Source organism: Sphingobacterium sp. xlx-130, assembly GCF_011007405.1.
Classification (GTDB): domain Bacteria; phylum Bacteroidota; class Bacteroidia; order Sphingobacteriales; family Sphingobacteriaceae; genus Sphingobacterium; species Sphingobacterium luzhongxinii.
The window spans coordinates 146,656-168,772 of the sequence record NZ_WFKN01000003.1 but is presented as its reverse complement, the minus strand read 5'-3'; the positions used below and the strand labels follow the sequence as shown (position 1 = coordinate 168,772).

12 protein-coding genes and 1 pseudogene are annotated in these 22,117 nt (G+C 40.4%); 3 read left to right on the top strand and 10 right to left on the bottom strand.

From position 1 onward, the window contains the following. Nucleotides 1–40: 40 nt before the first annotated feature. The 6 genes and pseudogenes from G7B18_RS19385 to G7B18_RS03935 form a co-directional block, all read right to left on the bottom strand. A pseudogene (locus G7B18_RS19385) lies at nt 41–372 on the bottom strand (hypothetical protein). A gap of 67 nt (nt 373–439) precedes the next feature. After that, nucleotides 440–1,471 (bottom strand): ACR3 family arsenite efflux transporter, encoded by a 1,032-nt coding sequence (gene arsB, locus G7B18_RS03955; RefSeq protein ID WP_164108286.1) that lies wholly within the window; start codon nt 1,469–1,471, stop codon nt 440–442. An 8-nt stretch (nt 1,472–1,479) separates the two neighbouring features. Next, nucleotides 1,480–2,088 (bottom strand): low molecular weight phosphatase family protein, encoded by a 609-nt coding sequence (locus G7B18_RS03950; RefSeq protein ID WP_164108287.1) that lies wholly within the window; start codon nt 2,086–2,088, stop codon nt 1,480–1,482. 11 nt (nt 2,089–2,099) lie between these two features. Next, complete coding sequence (locus G7B18_RS03945; protein WP_164108288.1) at nt 2,100–2,555, bottom strand: DUF6428 family protein; 456 nt, start codon at nt 2,553–2,555, stop codon at nt 2,100–2,102. Nucleotides 2,556–2,654: 99 nt separating this feature from the next. Next, the gene (locus tag G7B18_RS03940; RefSeq protein WP_079644337.1) at nt 2,655–2,981 is read right to left on the bottom strand and encodes an ArsR/SmtB family transcription factor; all 327 of its coding nucleotides are present in this window, start codon (nt 2,979–2,981) and stop codon (nt 2,655–2,657) included. A gap of 188 nt (nt 2,982–3,169) precedes the next feature. Further along, nucleotides 3,170–11,848 carry a GH36-type glycosyl hydrolase domain-containing protein gene (locus G7B18_RS03935; protein WP_164108289.1) on the bottom strand — a complete coding sequence of 2,893 codons (8,679 nt, stop codon included), beginning with the start codon at nt 11,846–11,848 and terminating at the stop codon, nt 3,170–3,172. 667 nt (nt 11,849–12,515) lie between these two features. Here G7B18_RS03935 and G7B18_RS03930 point away from each other — a divergent pair. Both G7B18_RS03930 and G7B18_RS03925 read left to right on the top strand, forming a co-directional pair. Then, on the top strand, nt 12,516–13,400 hold the full coding sequence (locus G7B18_RS03930) for an ABC transporter ATP-binding protein (protein WP_164108290.1): 885 nt from the start codon (nt 12,516–12,518) through the stop codon (nt 13,398–13,400). Continuing rightward, nucleotides 13,393–17,046 carry an ABC transporter permease/M1 family aminopeptidase gene (locus G7B18_RS03925; protein ID WP_164122104.1) on the top strand — a complete coding sequence of 1,218 codons (3,654 nt, stop codon included), beginning with the start codon at nt 13,393–13,395 and terminating at the stop codon, nt 17,044–17,046. Before G7B18_RS03930 ends, G7B18_RS03925 begins: the two co-directional genes overlap by 8 nt. Before the next feature lie 116 nt (nt 17,047–17,162). On the opposite strand, the gene G7B18_RS03920 is transcribed toward G7B18_RS03925, so the two are convergent. After that, nucleotides 17,163–17,951, bottom strand: coding sequence for a Cof-type HAD-IIB family hydrolase (locus tag G7B18_RS03920; RefSeq protein ID WP_164108292.1), 789 nt, complete (start codon nt 17,949–17,951; stop codon nt 17,163–17,165). Nucleotides 17,952–18,213: 262 nt separating this feature from the next. Here G7B18_RS03920 and G7B18_RS03915 point away from each other — a divergent pair, with 262 nt between their 5' ends. Then, a complete protein-coding gene (locus G7B18_RS03915) occupies nt 18,214–19,392 on the top strand; it encodes a class I SAM-dependent methyltransferase (RefSeq protein WP_164108293.1) in 1,179 nt (392 codons plus the stop codon). A 19-nt stretch (nt 19,393–19,411) separates the two neighbouring features. On the opposite strand, the gene G7B18_RS03910 is transcribed toward G7B18_RS03915, so the two are convergent. The 3 genes from G7B18_RS03910 to G7B18_RS03900 form a co-directional block, all read right to left on the bottom strand. Then, the gene (locus tag G7B18_RS03910) at nt 19,412–19,798 is read right to left on the bottom strand and encodes a VOC family protein (RefSeq protein ID WP_164108294.1); all 387 of its coding nucleotides are present in this window, start codon (nt 19,796–19,798) and stop codon (nt 19,412–19,414) included. Between the two features lies 1 nt (nt 19,799). After that, a complete protein-coding gene (locus G7B18_RS03905; protein WP_164108295.1) occupies nt 19,800–20,702 on the bottom strand; it encodes a DUF72 domain-containing protein in 903 nt (300 codons plus the stop codon). 86 nt (nt 20,703–20,788) lie between these two features. Beyond that, the gene (locus tag G7B18_RS03900) at nt 20,789–22,069 is read right to left on the bottom strand and encodes a Gfo/Idh/MocA family protein (RefSeq protein WP_164122103.1); all 1,281 of its coding nucleotides are present in this window, start codon (nt 22,067–22,069) and stop codon (nt 20,789–20,791) included. Nucleotides 22,070–22,117: the final 48 nt, after the last annotated feature.

Below are 22,117 nucleotides of genomic sequence, written 5' to 3'. Positions count from 1 at the left end.
TGGTTGAAATAATTAAGGTTTTTCAAGTTAGACGAGCTAACTATAGGGCTGGTTCGGGAATGCTGGAACTGAAAGTAACAGGCGCAGTAATTGCTGGAATTAGTTTCTTCTTAAAATCCTCTTTGAATATGTTGACCGATCCGAATTGGGAAAACCAACTATCTGCAGCCCCGCTGATATGTAACTTAAACCGATCCTCTTTCAACTTGGCTAGTAAATAACAAAAAGCAATTTTGCTGGCATTATTAATCGTTCGGAAAAGACTCAGGTTTATGAAGTAGCCATTTAGAGATAAACCCAAAACGCCACCTACCAGCTTTCCATCATGGTTTCTACGCTATAGACTATTCCCATTTCGTGGAGTTCTAACATGACCTTAATATATTCAGGTGTTATCCATGTCGTTGTTTTCATTATCTCGTAACTTTGGTATAAAAAGTTAACTATAATATTTCTTTTTGAGCCATAAACTCGCTCTCACGAGAGCAATGAGTACGGGGACTTCTACAAGAGGTCCTATAACGCCAACAAAGGCTTGTGGAGAATGTATACCGAAGACCGCTATGGCTACCGCTATAGCTAGCTCAAAATTATTACCTGTGGCGGTAAAGGATATCGCTGCATTCTTGTCATAGGCTACACCCATAGATTTGTTTATGAAAAAACTGATAAAGAACATCAGAATGAAATAGACCACCAGCGGTACTGCGACTTTCAGCACGAGCATAGGCAACTGTACGATCTGCTCCCCCTTAAGGCTGAACATCAATACTATGGTGAACAATAAGGCGTATAAGGTAAAAGGTGAAATGAATGGTAGAAATTTAAGGGTATACCAATTTACGCCTTTTATCTTTGATAGATATCTTTGGGTTAGAAAACCCGCTAAAAAAGGAATGCCTAGGTATATCAGTACACTTTTGATGACTTCGCTCATCTCGATGGAAATAGCATACTCTGCAAAACCAAAATAAGCCGGCAACACATTGATAAACAACCAGACAAACATACTATAGAAAAGTATTTGAAAGACACTGTTCAATGCTATAAGTAGAGCTGCATATTCTCGATTTCCTTTTGCTAGGTCATTCCAGACGATCACCATAGCTATGCATCGAGCAAGGCCAATGAGAATAACACCTACCATGTAATCTGGCTGGTTTCTTAAAAAGATAACAGCTAGAATGAACATGAGGATTGGACCTACCAGCCAGTTGAGTATCAGGGATAAACTAAGCACCTTTTTATCTTTGAATGCTAATGGCAGTAAATTGTACTTAACCTTGGCCAATGGCGGGTACATCATTATAATCAAGCCGATCGCCAATGGAATGTTGGTTGTACCAATAGATAGTTTATCCATCATATCGGATATTCCAGGAAATATATTCCCAAGGAGCACACCCAGTGCCATAGCGAGAAAGATCCAAAGGGTAAGGTATCGGTCCAGAAACTTCATTTTTACCTGCATAGTTTGTATTATTTAATTTGTGAAAAGACGTAAAACATTTCTGCAGCTATTTCTAAACTTCGGTTGTGATATACCTCATCCTGCTGGGGGGTGTTGTCCGACAATTTTGGATCTTCAAAGGTAATGGGTATCCGTTTCTCAGCACCGGGGATGAAAGGGCATCCGCCATCTGCCTGCGAACAGGTCATAATTGCTGCAAAATCAGACTGTGGATTGAATGGATCATCGTATTTTTTGGAAAATCCGATAATAGGCAGCGCATTGATATCGTACTTCAAGGCATAGATAGGGTTAGGAGCTTCTGAAATAATTTGAACATCCACGCCCTGATTTCGGAGTGTGTCGGCGATTTTTGGAAATAGTGCCGTCTCTTCCGTACCTCCAGAATAACAATATACTTTTGGTACCTGATAATGTGCTGCTGCAATCTGTGCCCAGACCTGGCATAGGTGACTGCGTCTCGAATTGTGCGTGCATATAAAGTTGAGGTTTATATCTTTGCCCAAATCCAATCTATGCTGAATGTATTCAACCAAAGGACGTAAGATGGGATTACGACCTTGGCTGATCTCCAATTTCTGAATGAACGAAATAGTATCGGTTAACTTTGAATACATAATAGATTTTTTTAACAACAGCCGGAGCCTGGTGTACAACTATTTGAATTAGATTCGACTACGTTCAGACGTTTCGGTATACCACAGGCGTCTTCCGCTAAGCATGCTGTGGTTTTACTCGTTAGAATAAAATGTTTACCATTAAAGTCCAGGCCATATTTTCCAATAGTGCCGCTTTGATACTCGACTTCAATCTCGTAGTCGCCAATGTTTAAGGTCTTTTCGGATAGTTCGATAATGTGCAATAATTTTCCTGGCTTCAATCTGTGCTCGTAGTCGTCTGCATTCCATAATTGGAAATTGACCGTGTTTTCTGTTCGTGTCACACCACCACAATCAATAAAGTGTTTATTGATTTGGCCGACTTCGGTCACATGAAAATTTTCTGGCACAAAAGAGCCGTCTTCCAATTGAAAAGCTACATTCTCCAGTGTAGGTAGAATTGTTTTGATTTCTGATAGTTTCATCGTGTTTTAAATTTAAGTATCGTTATATTACGATATAAGTGAGCAAAAAAAAGCAAGAGCAAAATAGACTGTTCATATTCATTTGCTTATGAATCAAGTCTAACAGCATTTAGTACTGCTTGCTGAAATTATTATAGCTGCAAAATATTGTTTCAATACGGCGAACGTTGACTCTTCTATGCAGTAACATATAGATGTACCTTCAATGCTACCTTTAATGAGACCTGCGTTTTTTAATTCCTTAAGATGTTGTGATATGGTCGACTGAGCCAAAGGCAGTTCATCTACAATATCACTGCAGATGCATGCATTAACTTTTAGAAGATGTTCTATTATCGCAATACGTGCAGGATGCCCCAATGCTTTCGCAATGTTGGCAATCCTATTTTGCTGATCGGTAAAGTGATTTGTTTTACTTACGCCCATAGTATCTTTGTATATCGCAATATTACGATATATAGTTGAGCTATCAAAATAAAATTTAATTGCTATCATTTTTCGGACTGCTGAATTCTGGCCTAAATGCTAGTGGTTATGTTTTTTGTCCGTTTAGTAAAGTTTCTTTCTGTCGGTTTGTAATAAATAGATTTTACGTTATGGTCATATGTCCCTAATTATTTATTAATAACAACCTCTACTTGGTGTAGCAGACCATCATCGATTAATAGAATGGTATCTCCTTCACCTTGCTGATCATCTATTTTCCAGTGACTGAAAGGAGCGTCGAGACTCTGTAACAGGGTGATGTTGTAAGTCGTAGAATGGTATTTATAAGCGATATTTACCGATGGCCAAGTTAGCGGAAAACAGGGTTTAAACCGTAATCGGTTGACCGATAGTTCTAGACCAAGTAGCGAATTAATGATAAACTGGTACATCCAGCCAGAAGATCCCGTGTACCAAGTCCAACCACCCCTGCCTGGGTTTAATTCATTTGCATAGACATCTGCTGCCATTACATAAGGTTCCACTTTGTAGGTATCCACGGCGGCCAGATCTAACGTATGCGTGATAGGGCTTAACATATCAAATAATTCCCAGGTTTTTTTTCTGTTTCCCAATGAGGCAAAGGCCATTAAGCTCCATATTGCAGCGTGAGTGTACTGGCCTCCATTCTCTCTCACTCCAGGTATATAACCTTTTATATATCCTGGGTTGGGCTCATCTGACCTGTCAAAAGCAGGAGTAAGAAGCTGGATTATTTTTAGTTTTCTGTTTACTAAATGTTTATCCAGTGCATCCATTGCCTTCATCTTTCTGTCTTCAAGTCCCGCAGTGGAGAGCACAGACCAACTCTGGGCTATGGCATCAATTCGACAGTCTTTATTCTGTTTAGAGCCAAGCGGCGTACCATCGTCGAAATAAGCGCGCAAGTACCATTCACCATCCCAACCTTCAGTTTCAATAGCAGATTGAAGGGCGCTAGATTCCCGAGAGCAAGTTTCCGCAAACATAATATCATTACGGTTTTTAGCTATGCTTTCGAATCTGCGAAGCACGTCATAGAGAAAAAAAGCCAACCATACGCTCTCACCCATACCTCTATTTCCCACCCGGTCCATCCCATCATTCCAGTCTCCTGAACCAATCAATGGTAATCCATGTGTGCCATAATCGAGGCTACATGCTATTGCCTTTGTACAATGTTCGTATAAGCTTCCGCATCCATTCCCACTGACTGGCAAGTCATACAACGAATCCTCCTGAATATGTAATGGACGACTATCTAAAAAACCAACCACGACGTCCAGAAGTTCCATGTCTCCAGTAACTGCAATGTATCGTGATACCACATAGGGCAACCAAAGCCGGTCATCCGAGCATCGTGTACGCACACCTCTTCCTTCTGGTGGGTGCCACCAATGTTGTACATCGCCTTCCAAAAATTGTCTGGAGGCACTTAGTAGGATCTGTTCCCTAGCCAATTGGGGTTGGGTATGGAGTAGTGCTAATACATCCTGTAACTGGTCCCGGAAACCATAAGCACCTCCTGATTGATAAAAGCCACTTCTTGCAAATAGTCGACTTGCCATGGTTTGGTAGGTTAGCCAGCCATTTGCCAGTATGTTAGTCGCTGTATCTGGTGTATTTATTTTAATGGTATCGGTGATATTGTGCCAGTACGTTTTTGCTTCTTCCAGTGATCTTGCGTTTATGGAAGTATCAGATAGCTTTTGAAGTAGTTCATTTACTTCGTTGATATGGATTCCGGCACCTAGCTGAAAGGTGATTTCCCTTTCTTCTCCTTCTAATAAAGTGAATTTTGTTTGGATAGCGGCACAAGGATCCATAGCAGCCCCACGTCTTCCTGAGAGCTTCTTCCGGTATAAAGCTTGAGGATCTTTTAAATTTTTGTTTCTACCTATAAATTCTGCTCGATCTGTCGTGAAACTAAAGCCCGGTATATTCACCTTGAAGAATGCTACATAGTCAGAAAAGGCAGCATTATAATGATTTCTAAATAATAATGCACCTGATTTGCTGTCGAATTCTGATAGAATATGCATATTGGTCTTCGATCTTACATCTCCCAAGATGATCTCTACGAATCCTGTTGCCGATAGGTACCGCATTCTTCCCGAATTGTTTTTTATTTTCAGTGTGACAAATTTGATAGGTAGATCTTTATCTACATACACACACATTTCAGAAGATATACCTTGCTCCATACATTCAAACGTCGAAAAACCCAAACCATGTGTAACCCGGTAAACAGTCTTTGCAATAGCGGGAAAGGGCGATGGAGACCAAAAAATGCCGCTCTCCTCGTCTCGAATATAGAAGGCTTCGCCAGATACATCACTGATAGGGTCATTGTTCCAAGGCGTAATCCGATATTCATGCGCATTGATAAACCAAGTATAAGCCGACCCGCTCTCGGATATCACTGTCCCAAAGTTAGAGTTGGCAAGGACATTCACCCAAGGGAGAGGTGTGGTTTTGGTTCTATCGACCATAAAGCTGTAGCTGTTGCCAGCTCTTGAAAAACCGCCCATCCCATTGAAACATTGAAGATCAGTTGGAAGGGATATTGGTGGTGCAACACTGTTCATTACTTTTTGTTTTGTTTGCAGTAACGGGGGAAGGGCTATACCTGGGACTCGTCTGTTTATCTGTTCGGATAAGGATCCCTTGTCATCGTATATGATCACGCGAGCAATACTTTCGAAAAATATATGGTCTTGTGATGAAATCTGATCGACCGCTTGGATGTATACTTTTCCAGGTTTAGTGCTGGATGGTATTAAAGCTGATATTTGTTCATGAGAAATATTTCGATAGGAACCATAGTCTTCGTTCCATATCACTAGATCAACAGCTAGTCCTTTTAGTTGCCAATAGGAGTGAGCTTGGATCATTTGCCTTACCAGATCGATGTTTCCTATATCGGTGATGCGTAATAATACTATCGGAAGATCACCTGATATAGAGTAGTTCCATAAGCTTGGTTGTCCTTTGACATTTTTTAGTATCACAGATTCGTCTGCGCGTAAATCGGCGTTGGCATATATAAGCGAAGCAGCTATTCGGTCATACAATTGAGCGTCTCCTTCTGTTGCGTTGATTTGTCGTAGTAATACCTGATTGTGCGTCCAAAAGAGTTCAAAAGCACGGTTTTTTAGGTGTTGGTCTTGATACTTGCGCATTAGATTCTCACATGCGTCGTTGCCATCACAAATCCCGTATATCAAATCAAAAGTAGCTGTCTGACCAGGTTTGATATGGATTCTATATCGAATGGCCATCACAGGATCAAGAACATCTCCCTGCGCACCTGAAAGCAGCTTTGTATCCATGGCCTGTGGATGGACTAAGGTTTTTCCCCGGCCTATAAAACGCATTCGGTCGGTTTCGTAGGATATTTCCTCTATCTCGGCACCTTTTACATCCATTAGATGAAATACCCAAGGAGATTTTTCTTCTACCGAACGCGGCCTCCGGGTACAAATTATAGCTTTATGTTTGGTTACAATTTCAGTCTGAACAAATAGATTGCTGAATACTGGATGAGCTTCATCAGAAGCCTGGCTAGCAATTACGACCTCGCAATAACTGGTTATTTCTAGCACGCGAATAGATTGTGTTTTATTCAAAATCCTGATCCGGCGCATTTCGGTGTCATCTTCAGGTGAGATGATAACCTCCGTTTTGGTTTCTATGCCTTGATCGTGTCGCTTGAACTCCACATGACCATGTGAAAATACCGCTCCATAATCTTTGGGCGGATAAAGTGTCGGTTGATAGGTGTTGGACCAAAAAAATCCGGTATCCACATCTTTGATATAGCAAAATATACCATGGTGGTCTCTAGTAGCGTCTTCTCTCCAGCGGGTTATAGCTATCTCGTTCCATCGACTGTAGCCGCCACCGGCATTGGTTATCATCACTTGATAACGGCCATTGCTGAGCAGTTGAATTTCGGGCATGGTAGAGTGGGGCGTGGCAATGTGCCGGATTTCAACATCAGCTACTTTTGCGTGTGTTTCTATCAAGTCGGCTGTGTGTGCATAAAATAGCGTAGCTCTTGGGATACGTTCCTGAAGTAACAACAGCGTGGCTTGAAACCGAAGCTCGGAGACGAAGCGTTCTTGCATAGGTTTGTTGAGTAAGGTGTAGGCAAGTGACAGCAAGCCCATACCTTGATGGTGGACCATATAGCTTTGTATCAAGCTATACTTGCGATCTCTTGATAGGCGGCTAGGGGTATAGTCAATGGCTTCGTAGAAGCCAAGCTCTCCTTCAAATCCTTGGTTTTCTAGCAATTTTAGGTTATTGCAGGCCTTCTCAGGAGACATTAATAAGGCTAGCATAGATGCATAGGGGGCAATAACCAGATCTTCTTCGAGGCCTCTTTTGAGACCAAGTCCAGGGACACCAAATGCGCGATACTGGTAGTTGAGATCGGCATCTACCATATTATAGGCCGACTCAGAAATTCCCCAAGGCGTATTCCGTTTCCTGATATAATCGATTTGCCGTTTTACCGTAGCTCTGCTGGTTTGGTACAGTAGTGTGTTTTTGTAAGAGGGCATGACCAGCTGTGGCATCAGGTATTCAAACATTGAACCACTCCAGGATAGTAATATAGGTTCGCCTCCGAAGTGTGTCAATAACCGACCGAGTGCAAACCAGCTTTCTTGCGGTATTTTCCCTTGAGCGATAGCGACAAAAATTCCTAGCCTTGCTTCCGACGCCAGCAGATCATAGTATGTGTTTTCTTTCTTTTGTTCTTCCACATTATATCCGATTCGTAACAAGTTAGTCGATTTATCGAACAGAAAATCATATTCTACCGTACTCAGTTGTTCGCATTGGTCACTCAATAGGTGGATTAAGTCGCGTCTTTCTTTTGCCTGCTGGGCTGCGCGTATTATGCATTCCTGCAGTGCATTTAACCAATCATTCTCTTCAACTGTGTTCTCCATGCCTGCAAAGTGATCGCAAAACCGGGCTAGTTGCTCCGGCATCTTTATTAATGATGATATAGAAGGGATGTGATCTATCTCAGCGAGCTTTATAAATTTCTCTGGAATTGGCATTAGATCAAGCCAGGGAATTTGATTTCTCACATCGTCAATCGCGTATTTGATCTGTATAGATAGCCTACTTGTCCATCTTTTATAAGCTGTTTCATCTTTGACAGACAAATTATTCAATTTGTTTACGAGTACAAGCAGTTTGCTTAAGTTAGTTTTTATAGTAGCTAAGGTAGCTTTTACTTTCATTGCGGCATTCAGTACACTATCCATCTCATCTATTTTTGCCATATCATCTATCCCTACATATTCTCGAAGCACCGCTAGGGTGGTGTGCAATCCCTTATATACTCGTTGGCTAAATATAGGTTCGTTCACAAGACCTAAAAGTCCCTGTCGTAAAGTGAGCAAATGGCCTAATAGATTGCCACTATCTACGGATGAGACATAGCGTGGTTTTAAAGGTTCCAACGAACGCGTGTCGTACCAGTTATAAAAGTGACCTTTAAATCGTTCGAGCAAGAATAATGTATTTAACGTACTTCCAGATCTGTTTATTAGCTCTCCATTGGAGACGAATCCAAAGTCATAAGCAGTTAGGTTGGCCAGTAATGCCATGCCTATATTGGTTGGTGAGGTACGGTGTGCAATGCGTTCTACGGGTTGCTCTTGGTAGTTATCTGGCGGAAGCCAGTTTTCTTCAGCGGTTACAAACTGCTCAAAGAAAGCCCAGGTTTTTCGAGCCACTTTATGAAGAAATAACGATTGATCCTTTGATAGGGTTGTACTTTCTTCTTTGATCGGCCTGTTTAAATACCAAGAAATAGCGGGAGCCAGCATCCACAGGATCAATATAGGAAAGGCTACAAAAAAGACGCTAGAATTGATGTATAAAAACAAAACAATACAAATAACGGTCAATAGCGGAGTTATCCACATGGATCTGTAGAATACCCACAATAACTTATAGTGCGGATGTTGGGCGATCGCTGCTGAAGAGGTCCACTCTAATAGGTTCTTACGACTTACCATGACGCGCCAGTTGGCTCGTATAATCGCATCGGTAAACACGAATGCTTCATATGGTAATACTGCAATCCCAAAAATAAAGCGGATGAGCGTGTTTCTTACTGATGTCGCTACTTCTTTCAGATGTGCATTTAGCGTGAGGTCTATGGGTTTATGTAGGAGTTGCCATAGTGCAGCGGCCATTACTGGCAGGAGAATAATGAAAGATACGGTTAATGTCCAGAGCCAAGGGAAGGGCAGTATTGTCCAACCCATCAGCAGCATTGTAATTAATGTCTGTGGCAGAAGGCTTCTTCTGAGATTGTCAAAAATCTTCCATTTGGATAATAAAGACAATTTATTTCTTCGCATACGGCCACTTCTAGTGGTTACAAAAGGCAATGTCCAGGCAGCGATCTGCCAATCACCTCTCGTCCATCGGTGGCGCCGTTTTATATCGGCCTCGTATTGCATCGGATTTTGTTCGTAAAATAAGATATCGCTGACCAGTCCAGCTCTTGCATAACATCCTTCTACAAGATCATGGCTAAGGATGCGGTTGTCCGGAAAGACTTTGTGAACGCTTTTTTCAAATATGTCTACATCATAAATTCCTTTACCGATAAATGAACCTTCTGCAAAAAGATCTTGGTATACGTCCGAAGAGACCTGCGTATAGGGGTCTATACCAAAAATATCGCCTTGCATACGGAGATACAACGAAGCTTCAGATTTAGGTATACCTGAAGCAATTCGGGGTTGTAAAATGCCGTAGCCTTCTGTAACGCGTTGCTTTTCGCGGTTGTAGACGGCTTGGTTAAGCGGGTGGGTCATTGTTGCTATCAACTTCCAGGCTGCATCTCTAGGCATTTGGGTGTCCGAGTCTAATGTAATAACATATTTGACCTTCGTTAATATATCAAATCTGCCAATAATGACGGAGAATACGTTAGACCCCAATCCTCTTATCAGCTTATTCAGTGCGGCCAGTTTTCCTCTTTTTCGTTCATACCCCATCCATTTTTTTTCTTTGGGGTTCCAGGTTCTAGCACGATGAAAGAGAAAAAATATATCGTGGTCAGACGGACTATACTTCAGATTTAGCGCATTGATTTTGTCAGAGGCTGTTTGAAGTAAGAGATGGTCTCCGGATAAGCTTTCGGTCGGTGCATCTTTGAAGTCGGTCAACAGGCCAAAGTGAAGATGTTCTTCTTTATTGGCCAAAAAATGTATCTCTAGTGCCTCCAGCTGCTCTTCGATATATCCTTTACTAAGAAGGAGTGTAGGGATCACGACCAAGCTTCGGTATTCAGAGGGGATACCAGAAGAGAAGTCCATCCTTGGGAGTAATTTTGGTTTGACACACAATGTGGATATCCAGTTAATTAAAGAGATGACTAGCTGTGCAGATCCCAGTAAAAAAGTAAGCGCAATCCAAGCTAATAGTATTGTTTTTTTTATACCGTGCCAATAGGTTAGATAGAACATCCCTCCCGCAGCGATCAACGTCAATAAGAAGATAAGGGATAGATAAATAAACAAAGGCCTTTTTTCAATGGTACTATTTAACCGTTGTTTCCATGTGTAGCGCATATTGACCTCACGTTCGAGTTTATTTCGGCCGGCATCGATTAAGTAATATCCTATGTGCTTTGTTTTATATATTTGATCGTTGTTAGGATGGTCCGCTTTGGAAAGCTGAAGTGCTTTTTCTGCCACTTCCGTTTCAGAGAGCGAGGAAGACTTAGCGATAGATTCCACGACGTGTCTGTATCTATCGCGTGTTGCGAAGTCCATTAGTGGATAAGTTTCTGAAATATCTTGCCGCAACACCTGTTCTACTGTACTCAATTTTTCTACAAATTCATGCCAGTCTGTTGTATCCAGAAAGTGTAGCGTTCCTATGCTGTTACGGATCGAGACCTGTCGTGCGGCTTGCTTCTGGTTTTCAGATCGTATGAGTTCCATACTGTTGGTTCCTATTCTACCAAGTTGCTGTTCGATCCAGCTCAATGGGAGTGCCAAAGCCGAACCCTTCCCCTGAAGTTTTCTTGTAATACCTGCTACAAAAGGAGCATTTAACTCCGGCTTTGACTTGGCCATATCCGCGATAGTTACAATTAGATCATTAGGTTCTTCCTGTAGCGTATCCATCAGTTTTAAAGCCCAATAGTCGGCCAGATTATTGTCAATCATGTCCAGTGCCACCTTCATAGCTAATCTCCGCAAATTCTCAATGACAGCAAGTCGCAGCATGATAGGGATTGCCCATAGTTCGCCAAGGGTCAATGTTGCGATAGATTGATAAGATGACATGAAGTCCATTAGACTTTTCATTCCTACCCATGCATCACTATGTGAGATGTTTTCCAATACGATGCCATATACCCGGGGCAACCCTATCGAAATGCCGTTTGCTAACGAAGGTAACCCTTCACTATATCCTTTGGGTAAGTGCTTTCGGGCAATTACAATTTGTTCCGCTATAAAGTAGAAATTGTCGAGTAACCATTCCGCTGCCGGAGTTATAGTTTTGTCCGTTTTAAGACCTTCTAATAGTAGGTTACGCACCTCCAGCAATGTTTTTTCATTGTCATCCAGTCTTTTTAGTAGTTGATCACTAACGTTTTTATCCGATAGTTTATGTGATTTAGCTAATTTCTTAGCGAGATCGATCATCTGCTCATTGTTGAAAATATCGGATCTAAAGGATTCATCTGTACCGTTATTCCAGTAGTTATAGTTCTTCTGGAAATATCCTTTCAATCGGGATAGCATTTCTAAAACGGTATTTGTATCCACTTTCATATTATGATCAGTATTAAAAAAGCAACTCTGATTTTATTTTTGATGCGTTTTAAGAGAAGTTTATTTGTTAAGAGTTGTTCTTTGAGTAAGATTTATCGGTGATGAAAAAAGATCAGAAGTAAAAGGATAACAATGATGTTTAATTTTTGTTTTAACTATTTAAAAATAATACTGTTATGCTGTTGTTTTTGATGGTAATGGAATCTAAAAGTCTAATTAATGGTATACACACTTTATAGGACACTGCCTCGAGATTGTTCCATTTTTGCTTCATCTTCTGGCTCATTTGCATCATTGCCTAGCTAATTTGATATAGCGGCTAGCACAAAAGGACTCTTAAAATGATATGTATCTTCATCGAGATAGGCATTTACATAAGTGGAAACGTATAGGGAATCACGTTTGCCCAATATGTTGGCATGAAAATAAAGTGCTTTTTTACAGCGATGGTACATTTCGGATATGATCTTCTCAACGCCTTGTGTTAAAAGGCTGAAAAGTTGATTAATTTAATGTACAAGAAGCTGTAAATAATAAAATTAGCGGTTTGTGGCCACAATCGGAATGACTTCTTTTAATACTTTCTAGGTAAATTTTTGTTTAATACTGTAACATTTCCCTCGTGCGAGCTACTAACTAAGTAACTAATTACAAAATTATTCAAAATATGAGCTTAAAAATTAACCAACTGACAAAGACTTATAGTAATGGTGTACGTGCACTTGATGGTATAGATTTAGAAATTGGCGTGGGGATGTTTGGGCTTTTAGGACCAAATGGGGCCGGTAAATCTTCTTTGATGCGTACGATAGCTACCTTGCAATCTGCAGACGCTGGCTCCATCTTGTTTAATGGTGTGGATGTATTTGCCAGTCAGATGGATTTTCGAAAGGTATTGGGGTATTTGCCGCAGGATTTTGGTGTTTATCCGAATTTGTCGGCAGAGGAGTTGCTGTCCTATTTTGCGCAGCTAAAAGGAATATCCTCCGCTTCAGACCGAAAGAAAATAGTGAAAGAAGTCCTGGAAGTAACCAATTTGTATGACGTTCGGAAGAAAAGTGTGAGTGGTTATTCAGGTGGGATGAAGCAACGTTTCGGTATCGCTCAGTTGTTATTGAATAAACCCAAACTTATTATAGTTGATGAGCCTACAGCAGGGCTAGATCCGGCTGAGCGCCATCGGTTCTTGAATGTATTGAGAGAGATCGGTACATCCAATACGGTAATATTTTCTACGCATATCGTGGATGATGTACGTGAGTTGTGCCATGAATTGGCTATTGTGAATGGAGGCCGTGTGCTGTATCGCGGTACTGCGCAGGCTGGAGAAGAAGCCTTACGGAGAAAAATCTGGAGTACGGTGATTTTGAGAGACGAGTACGAGGCATTAAGCAACGAAAAAAATGTGATTTTTGCTAACTATAACCCGGACAATACCCTGAATGTACGCGTATATAGTGAAGAGAGCCCAGGGGACAACTTTTCAATAGCCAAGCCGATTTTAGAAGACGTATATTTTGTTTCACTTAAAAACGATACGGCTCATGTTTAGTACTATTTTTAAGTTTGAAATCAAGCGTTGGCTTAATACGCCGGCCCTTTATATTTATTGCTTTGTCTTTTTTATCTTGTCGATATTCGTGATGGCATCGGCGTTAGGTATGTTTGATGGAGCGACAGGTACAACTTCAAGTCCGATCAAAGTCAATTCACCATTGAATATAAACGGTTTTTTAAACGGACTATCTACTTTTGTATACTTTTTACTACCTACGATCATAGGAGCTGCCGTATATCGAGATTTTAAATATCAGGTACACAGCGTTTTGTTTTCCTATCCGCTGACAAAAGGAACCTATTTGTCTGCCAAGTTTCTGAGCGCATTAGTCATTACCATTTTGGTGGTTTTTACAACTATAATTGGGTTCGTTGTAGCCCAGTATCTGCCTGGTATCAATAAGGACTTGCTAGGTCCTACGCGTGCTTGGGCATATTTACAGGCCTTGGTGCTGTTGGTTATTCCCAACTTAATACTATTTGGCGCAATGGTTTTTGGTTTGGTAACTTTCAGTCGGAATATTTATGTGGGCTTTATCTTTGTCCTTCTGTTATTTGTATTCCAATCATTGTTGAGTACATTGACACAGGATATGGACAATAGGTATCTGGTAGCACTTCTTGATCCTTTTGGTTTCGAACCTATTCAGTATTATACTAAATACTGGACTATTGAAGAACAAAATACGAAGGATTTACCATTTATGGGGGTAGTATTATATAACCGTTTGATATGGTTAGGCGCTGCTGCACTAATTCTAGGGTTTGTTTATTACACATTTTCATTTGCACAAAGCGTCTTTACGTTTTCTCGAAATAAGAAAGGTGATCGCGTAGTCAAAGATAATTTTGGCAGCATTATCCGAGTGAAATTATCGGATGTTAACTACAGTTTTTCTTTTCTTTCTTACTTAAAAGTAGCGTGGAATATTTCGCAATACGACTTTAGGTATATAGTTCGTAATTGGACTTTTATTGTCATTATGGTGATTACAGTGCTTATGGTGCTTGTAGTTGCCTCTACCGCTGGGCAGATGTATGGTACGGAGACTTACCCTGTAACCTGGAAAATGCTTGATACAATAGGGGGGGTATATAGTTTCTTTTTACAGATTCTGATTTTTCTTTTTGCAGGTATGCTCATCCAAAGAGCTCAAACAGATCGGATGAATCTTTTGATTGATGCTACCGCAGTTCCTAACTGGACAATGTTACTTTCCAAGTTTTTAGCATTGTTAAAAATGACCTGCCTTGTACTAGTAATTAGTATGCTTTCGGCGATCATGTATCAGATGTATCAAGGATACTATCACTTTGAAATAGGGAATTATGTAAAGGAACTTTTTGGCTTAGATATGATGAAGTATCTAATTCTTATCTTATTTGCCTTATTTGTTCAGTCCCTGTTCAAAAATTACATGGCAGGATTTATGCTGTGTCTGTTCGTTACTATCGGAGTACCGATGCTTTCTAAGATTGGCGTAGAACAAGCTATATTTAAGTTCAATAGTGGCCCGGGCTATAGCTATTCCGACATGAATGGGTATGGGATGTTTAAGGACTATATGATTTATAAAATCTATTGGTTACTGTTTGCTATGGTGCTGACATGCATGGCACTTTTGTTTTGGAAACGTGGCATACTATCCAGTGCAAAAGAACGGTTGACAATTGCTAGACTACGTTTTAAACCAGCGATCTACCTGCCGCTGATTGTTTTTTTGGGTTCGTTTCTCGGTTTGGGGGGAGCTATTTATTACCATAACAATGTTTCGGAGCGCTATGTATCACAAATAGAGAAGGAGTTGGAACGTGTTACCTACGAACGCCAGTATAAACATTATCATAAGCATGCTCAACCTCGAATTGTTGATACCAAAGTCCTTTTGGATATTTATCCAAGTGAACGAAATTATTATGCAGAGGTACTTTTTAAAGTTGAAAACAAAAGTAAAGTAGCTATCGACACATTGTTAATCAACTATTCGGAGGATCTGCAACATATGGAAATAGGTAATGATGCACATCTGGTAAAACGGGATTCACTATTGTACGTCAATATTTATGCCTTGCGTAAACCTTTAATGCCAAAGGAGAGCATGGAGATAAAAAGTGTATTGAAGAACAAAGCAAATACATTTTTGAAAGATAAATCTCCTATTCTGGAAAATGGAACATTTCTTAATAATAGCTTGTTCCCAAGTATCGGCTATAGCGATAGTTACGAATTGGTGGATAATGAAGTGCGCGCAAAGTATAAACTGCCAAAGCGAGATCGTATGGCCGATCCAACGGATAGCGCTGCGCTAGCTAATACATATATTTCTAATGAAGCTGACTGGATTCAGTTCGAGACTACAATTAGTACTGCTGAGGATCAGATTGCCTTGGCACCGGGCTATCTGATCAAGGAGTGGGTGAAGGATGGACGGCGGTATTTTCACTATAAGATGGATCAGAAGATGTTAAATTTTTATTCATTTATTTCTGCGCGATATGCTGTTAAGAAAGAGAAGTGGAATGGAATTAATCTGGAAATCTATTATCATAAGGATCATACGTTTAATTTGGATCGAATGATGACATCTATGAAAAAATCCTTAGGATATTACGGAGCAGAGTTTAGTCCTTATCAATTTCAGCAAATGCGTATTGTTGAGTTCCCTCGTACGCATGGTACTTTTGCTCAGGCTTTCGCTAATACAGTACCTTTTTCGGAAGCAATCGGTTTTATAGCTAAGGTGGATGATGATAATCCTGATCAGGTAGATTATCCATATTCGGTGACTGCGCATGAACTGGCACATCAATGGTGGGCACATCAAGTGATAGGAGCCAACGTAAAAGGAGCTACAATGCTATCCGAGTCTCTGGCCGAGTATAGTTCGCTAAAAGTTTTAGAGCATACCTATGGAAAAGGACAGATGCGTAAATACCTTAAAGAAGGATTAGATAGCTATCTACGTGGCCGGACTATGGAACAATTGAAGGAAAATCCATTGATGTTTAATGAAAATCAGCAATATATACACTATAATAAAGGGTCGTTGGTGATGTATGCAATGAGTGATTTTCTTGGTGAGAAGGTATTCAATTCATTTTTAAAGCAATATATCGCTCAGGTGGCATTTCAAGATGCGCCTTATACGACCTCATTAGAATTTGTTGATCTCTTGAAAAGAAATACCCCGGATTCCCTACAATACGCTATTAAAGATATGTACGAGACTATTACTTTATACGATAATACAATGCGGAAAGTAACTTTCAAGAAAATAACAGAAGGTAAATATCAGCTAGAGATTGAATTTAATGTAGCAAAGTACCGTGCAGATGACAAAGGGAAGCGTGTGTATAGCGAAGGACGCAATGCCATGGATAGTCTGAAAACTACGATTGACGGTAAAGAGATTGTATCATTACCCTTGGCGGACTATGTGGAGATCGGTGTTTTTGCAGAACCTAAGAAATCGGATCATGGTTTTCAGACGGAACAGGCAATCTACCTGGAAAAACATAAAATAAATAAGATCGATAATAAAATTACGCTATTTGTGGACAAAAAGCCATTTGAGGTAGGCGTAGATCCTTATAATAAATTGATCGATACCAACTCGGAAGATAACCGAAAACGTATTTAGTACACTGTTGTTTTTTTTAAGGGAGGCAATTTTAGAATTAGCCTCCTCTTTTTTTGAAAATGTTTGTTTCCAAGCTCATCAAGGGCCCTAATGATGCAAAGTCATCATGAAAGTTCTTATAAAATACCGAAATGCTTTAAAGCATTCCAGATGCCATCATTATCGACATCATCGGTAATATGATCTGCTATGGCTTTTACCTCGGGATTAGCATTGCCCATAGCTACGCCTAAGGCAACATGTTGGAGCATGGTGATATCGTTACCGCCATCGCCAAAAGCTATTGTTTTGGATAGATCAATGCCATAATGTTCGCAAAAGATATCGACACCTACTTTTTTACTTTGTCCTTTCGGGTTGACATCCGCAAATAGTGGTGTCCAACGGGAAGCAAGTGAATTGGGCATCACCTCGGTCATAAATTGATCTTCTTCTTCTGGCCCCATGAAGATATTGGTCTGAAGGATAGAATCATGCTCTACATTGTTCATGTCGACCAATGGTGGGACTGGAAGGTTGAGGTGGGCGTACATTCCCGCGATCTCGGGGGTGACATCATGTATGCTGACTTCTTTTTCTGACATAAATGAAAAACTCAATGATCTTTCACCGACATATCTCAGAAGGCTTTCTATGTCTTTTGGATCAATGGCTTTTTTGAAAAGGATATGTCCTTCTTTGGAAACACAATAACCGCCATTGAAGGTAATATATCCATCGAAGTTTAAGTACTTAACGTGGTCTATACTATTAATAGATCGCCCGGTGGAAAGTATGGTTTTAATTCCTTTAGCTTGTAATTGTGCTAGAGCTTCTTCTGTAGAGGGAGACACTTCATGTGTCTTGAAACTTAGTAAGGTACCGTCAATATCAAAGAATACGGCTTCAATTTCTGGATTCTGCATAGTAAATCTGAGTCTATTTCAAACTTAGATAAAATGCTTTGCATTGGCGAATGTTTATTGTAAAATGATGTAATAACCATCGAAACCAATTAAGGTCGAACGTAAACTAACTATGGTTGTATCGGAAACAACCATGGTCAACAACAAACCAACCCTAGTCCAATAAAAACAGACTACGGTCAATCCCTAAATCACCAAGTTAGAATATAAATAAGTGAACAATGATTTTGTATCTTTGTAGCCTAAAATTATTATCTGTAAAATGGCAGTATCTTCTTTTATCGAAAAGTTAAGACAAAGTATAACACAGGAAAGTTTCATAAAGTTATCCCTGGGGAACTATCAAGGCACCGAAAATGGGCTGAAGCAAATCCATGTAAAACTCGTGTCTATAAAACGGGAGTTGCACCTGTCGTTTACTTTCCGTCATAAGACGAAAGATATCACGAAGAACTTTGCGGTGGAAGCTGGCTTGTTGCAAATCACTGAATATCTAAATTTGGGACAATTTAAAGTGGCGACACTTTTTACAGCCAACGCTAATGTTGTGTGCCAGATGAATAACAAAGGGGAGTGGTCTGAACGGATTGAAAAAGCGACGGCGAAGAAGACGCAATCGATGAGTCACGATGTCCAAAAGAAACGAAAGATTGGATCTGCTAACAAGCCCTATCTCCACGCTTTGCGGCTGACGGATCAGAACGGTGAAGTATACAACGCCGCTCAGGACAAATGGAAACAAATTAACCATTATATAGAACTGTTAAGTAATTCGCTGAATAATCTGCATTCGGATGATAGAATCAATGTTGTGGATATGGGAGCTGGTAAAGGGTACTTAACGTTTGCGTTGTATGATTATCTTAATAATGAACTCAAGAAAAAAGCCTTTGTAGAAGGTGTTGAATATCGACGTGATCTCGTCGAGTTATGTAATGGGATCGCTGGACAAGCTGGTTTTGATGGCCTGCATTTTTCGCAAGGAACGATCGATGCGTATGAGGCTTCTGTTAAACTTGATGTGTTGATCGCGCTACATGCCTGCGATACCGCTACCGATGATGCTATCTACAAGGGAATTCAAAATCAGGCAAAGCTTATCGTTGTAGCCCCTTGTTGTCATAAGCAGGTGCGTCGGGAATTGGAACTGGTCAAGGCCAAAAATGAATTAGATTTTATGACGAGACACGGCATCTTTTTGGAAAGACATGCCGAAATGTTGACCGATAGTATTCGTGCGCTTATTCTCGAATACTACGGATATCAGACCAAAGTCATGCAGTTTATTTCAGATGCACATACCCCCAAAAATGTAATGATCGTCGCGGAAAAGCGGGAGATAAATACGGAAAAGCAGCAGGAAATAAAGAAGAAACTTCAGGAGCTGAAAGCTTATTTTGGAATTCGGACACACTATTTAGAAAAAATCTGTAGTTTTTAACGATCAAGGTCGTGATGAGTTACCTTTCGTAAAGTTCCAGGGGTAATCCATCGGGATCTTGAAAAAAGGTAAATCTCTTGCCCGTGAATTCATCTGTTCGGATGGGTTCTGCGACTATGTTATTGGCTTTTAGTTTTTCTATCCATGTTTCTAACTGATCCACTGCGAATGCGAGATGCCGTAGCCCTAAGGCTTCTGGATAGGAGGGGCGTGGTACATGTGTGGGAAATGAAAATAATTCAATGATATAATGTTCATTGATGGCCAGGTCCAGTTTGAATGAATCCCGTTCTTCCCTATATGTCTCATTTAAAACCGATAATCCTAAGATCTTTGTATAGAAACTCTTGGACCTGTGGTAGTTACTAACGATAATAGCAATATGATGAATACCGGTTATCTTCATCTCAAAATAAGGTAGGTGGAGTGTTGTTTTTTTGATCTCCTGGTTTTTGTGGGATATTTAATTTAATTCCTAAGGCCTTATTCAGTTTTTCGATAAAATGAGCCGCTAGTAGTGGAGACTCCACTTCAATATTTTGATGGATAAAAAAGTACAGTTGTTGTAAGCCTGCCTCTTTCCATTGTAGGATGGTTTTGATCCATTCATCTAATCTGGTATAATCCGAGGGATGGTTTGCTCCTACATAGCGTACAAAAGCGGTGGGAGTAGTAAGACGCATATGCATCATGTCGCGCCTTCCTGCCGTATCAACCAGTACATTTGTTTTGTTGGTTTCTTCCAAAAGCTGATAAAATCGTTCAGCGATATCTGCAGAAAACCATTCTTCATTACGGACCTCTACTGCTAAAGGATAACCCTTAGGGAAATTTTTTAGAAAAGCCTCTAAACGGTCAAAATCCTTGGGTTTGAAGTTATCTATAAGCTGAAGAAAAGCCATTCCTAGTTTTTCCTCAAATAATACGGTAGAGTCTACAAATGCGGCGACTTTCTCATCCGAATTAAGCAATCTTCCAAAATGACTGATAGATTGCGGTATTTTTGGGAAGAATTTGAAGCCTTCGGGTGTTTTATGTTTCCAGGTCTCCACCTGATCTTTAGAAGGAGAGTTATAGAACGTAGCGTTTAACTCGATTGCGTTGAATTGGGTAGAGTAATAGGCCAATTCGTCTTTAGTACCCCGAGGATAAAATCCTTTTAAATCATTTTTATTCCATTTGGCACAGCCCACATATACTTCCATGGGTTTGTCTTGTTTATTACGCTGGAGTAAATCAAAGGTCTCTTGCGGGGTGTCAGGTATTGTAAAATCAATAAGGGAAGGATCTGCTACTTGTCCAAATTTCATAATAGGGAACTCGTTTATATTTTTAACAAAACTGCTGTAAAAATAAGCAGTTTTGTTGTAGAATCCCAATAGGACTTTAAAAGGTGTTAAGTTAATTTATAGCCGTTGTGATATTTTGCTTTTATCAAGGTGTTGGCCTCTGGGATGTCAAATTTCTTTTTGAGTGGATCCCAATGTATTTTTTTACCTACACGGTAGGCAATATTGCCCATCTGAGAAAAAATGGCGATGTGGGCACCAGCCTCTACAGGAGCATTAACTGCTTTGGGATCACGACGGCGTATTGCTTCAACAAAATTTGTGGTGTGTTTGTCCAACCCATTATCCAGCGGTTTTTGAAGTGGAATTGCTTCCATCTTGTCTTTTTCCGGAATAACTTCCCAACCTCTCCTATTGAGAACCAAAGTCCCGTTTTCGCCGACAAAAGCAACACCGTGATCCCGTTCATAAGGCCCTAAGGTTATTCCTTTGGTGTGTTCCCACACGATATTAAAATTGTCAAATTCGTAAACTGTATTTAAGGTGTCAGGAGTCTCTGAAGCATCGGTAGGATAGGCAAATTTTCCTCCCGAGGATATAATTGATTTAGGTTCAGATACCTGCATGCCCAATAACGCATAGTCTAGCATATGCACACCCCAGTCTGTCATTAACCCTCCGGCATAATCCCAAAACCAACGAAACTCAAAATGAAAGCGATTTGCGTTGAACGGTCTTTTCTTTGCCGGGCCTAACCATAGATCATAGTTGACATCCAACGGTGCCACCGTATCTTCAACGATAGGGATGCCTTGTTTCCAACTGACATAAGACCAGGCTTTGACGATTCTAATTTTGCCGAGCTTGCCCGAATGAACGAAACTGATTGCATCAGCAAAGTGTTGTTGACTACGTTGCCATTGCCCGACCTGCACAATGCTGTTGTGTTTTTTTGCCGTTACCACCATCACATTACATTCTTCTATGCTGTTGCCTAATGGTTTCTCTACATATACGTGTTTTCCGGCTTTACAAGCATCCATCATCTGTAGCGCATGCCAATGATCCGGTGTACCAATGATTACAGCATCTACTTCTTTTGAGGTGAGTAGATCTTTGTAGTTTTCGAAAGTCTGTACCTTAATCCCCCGTTGCGCAAGTTCGGTTTCCCTCTTTTTGAGGACATTGGCATCGACATCACATAATGCTGTGCATACAACATCAGGGTGCTTGATAATGGAATTTAAATTTGACCACCCCATTCCATTGATTCCAATCGCTGCTACCCGTACTTTATTTTGTTGAGCGGAAAAGGATGGAAGTATAGGGGTGAGTAAAGTGGATCCACCTATTAAGGCAGCATTTTTTAAGAATAATCTTCTTTTCACGGTTTATAGTATAATAGGGTTCGTAACTGTTTTAAATAAGTAGGTTAC

Excerpts from the sequence above, each read along its gene's own strand:
- arsB (WP_164108286.1), bottom strand. The coding sequence starts at position 1,471 with ATGCAGGTAAAAATGAAGTTTCTGGACCGATACCTTACCCTTTGGATC.
- G7B18_RS03950 (WP_164108287.1), bottom strand. The coding sequence starts at position 2,088 with ATGTATTCAAAGTTAACCGATACTATTTCGTTCATTCAGAAATTGGAG.
- G7B18_RS03945 (WP_164108288.1), bottom strand. The coding sequence starts at position 2,555 with ATGAAACTATCAGAAATCAAAACAATTCTACCTACACTGGAGAATGTA.
- G7B18_RS03940 (WP_079644337.1), bottom strand. The coding sequence starts at position 2,981 with ATGGGCGTAAGTAAAACAAATCACTTTACCGATCAGCAAAATAGGATT.
- G7B18_RS03935 (WP_164108289.1), bottom strand. The coding sequence starts at position 11,848 with ATGAAAGTGGATACAAATACCGTTTTAGAAATGCTATCCCGATTGAAA.
- G7B18_RS03930 (WP_164108290.1), top strand. The coding sequence starts at position 12,516 with ATGAGCTTAAAAATTAACCAACTGACAAAGACTTATAGTAATGGTGTA.
- G7B18_RS03925 (WP_164122104.1), top strand. The coding sequence starts at position 13,393 with ATGTTTAGTACTATTTTTAAGTTTGAAATCAAGCGTTGGCTTAATACG.
- G7B18_RS03920 (WP_164108292.1), bottom strand. The coding sequence starts at position 17,951 with ATGCAGAATCCAGAAATTGAAGCCGTATTCTTTGATATTGACGGTACC.
- G7B18_RS03915 (WP_164108293.1), top strand. The coding sequence starts at position 18,214 with ATGGCAGTATCTTCTTTTATCGAAAAGTTAAGACAAAGTATAACACAG.
- G7B18_RS03910 (WP_164108294.1), bottom strand. The coding sequence starts at position 19,798 with ATGAAGATAACCGGTATTCATCATATTGCTATTATCGTTAGTAACTAC.
- G7B18_RS03905 (WP_164108295.1), bottom strand. The coding sequence starts at position 20,702 with ATGAAATTTGGACAAGTAGCAGATCCTTCCCTTATTGATTTTACAATA.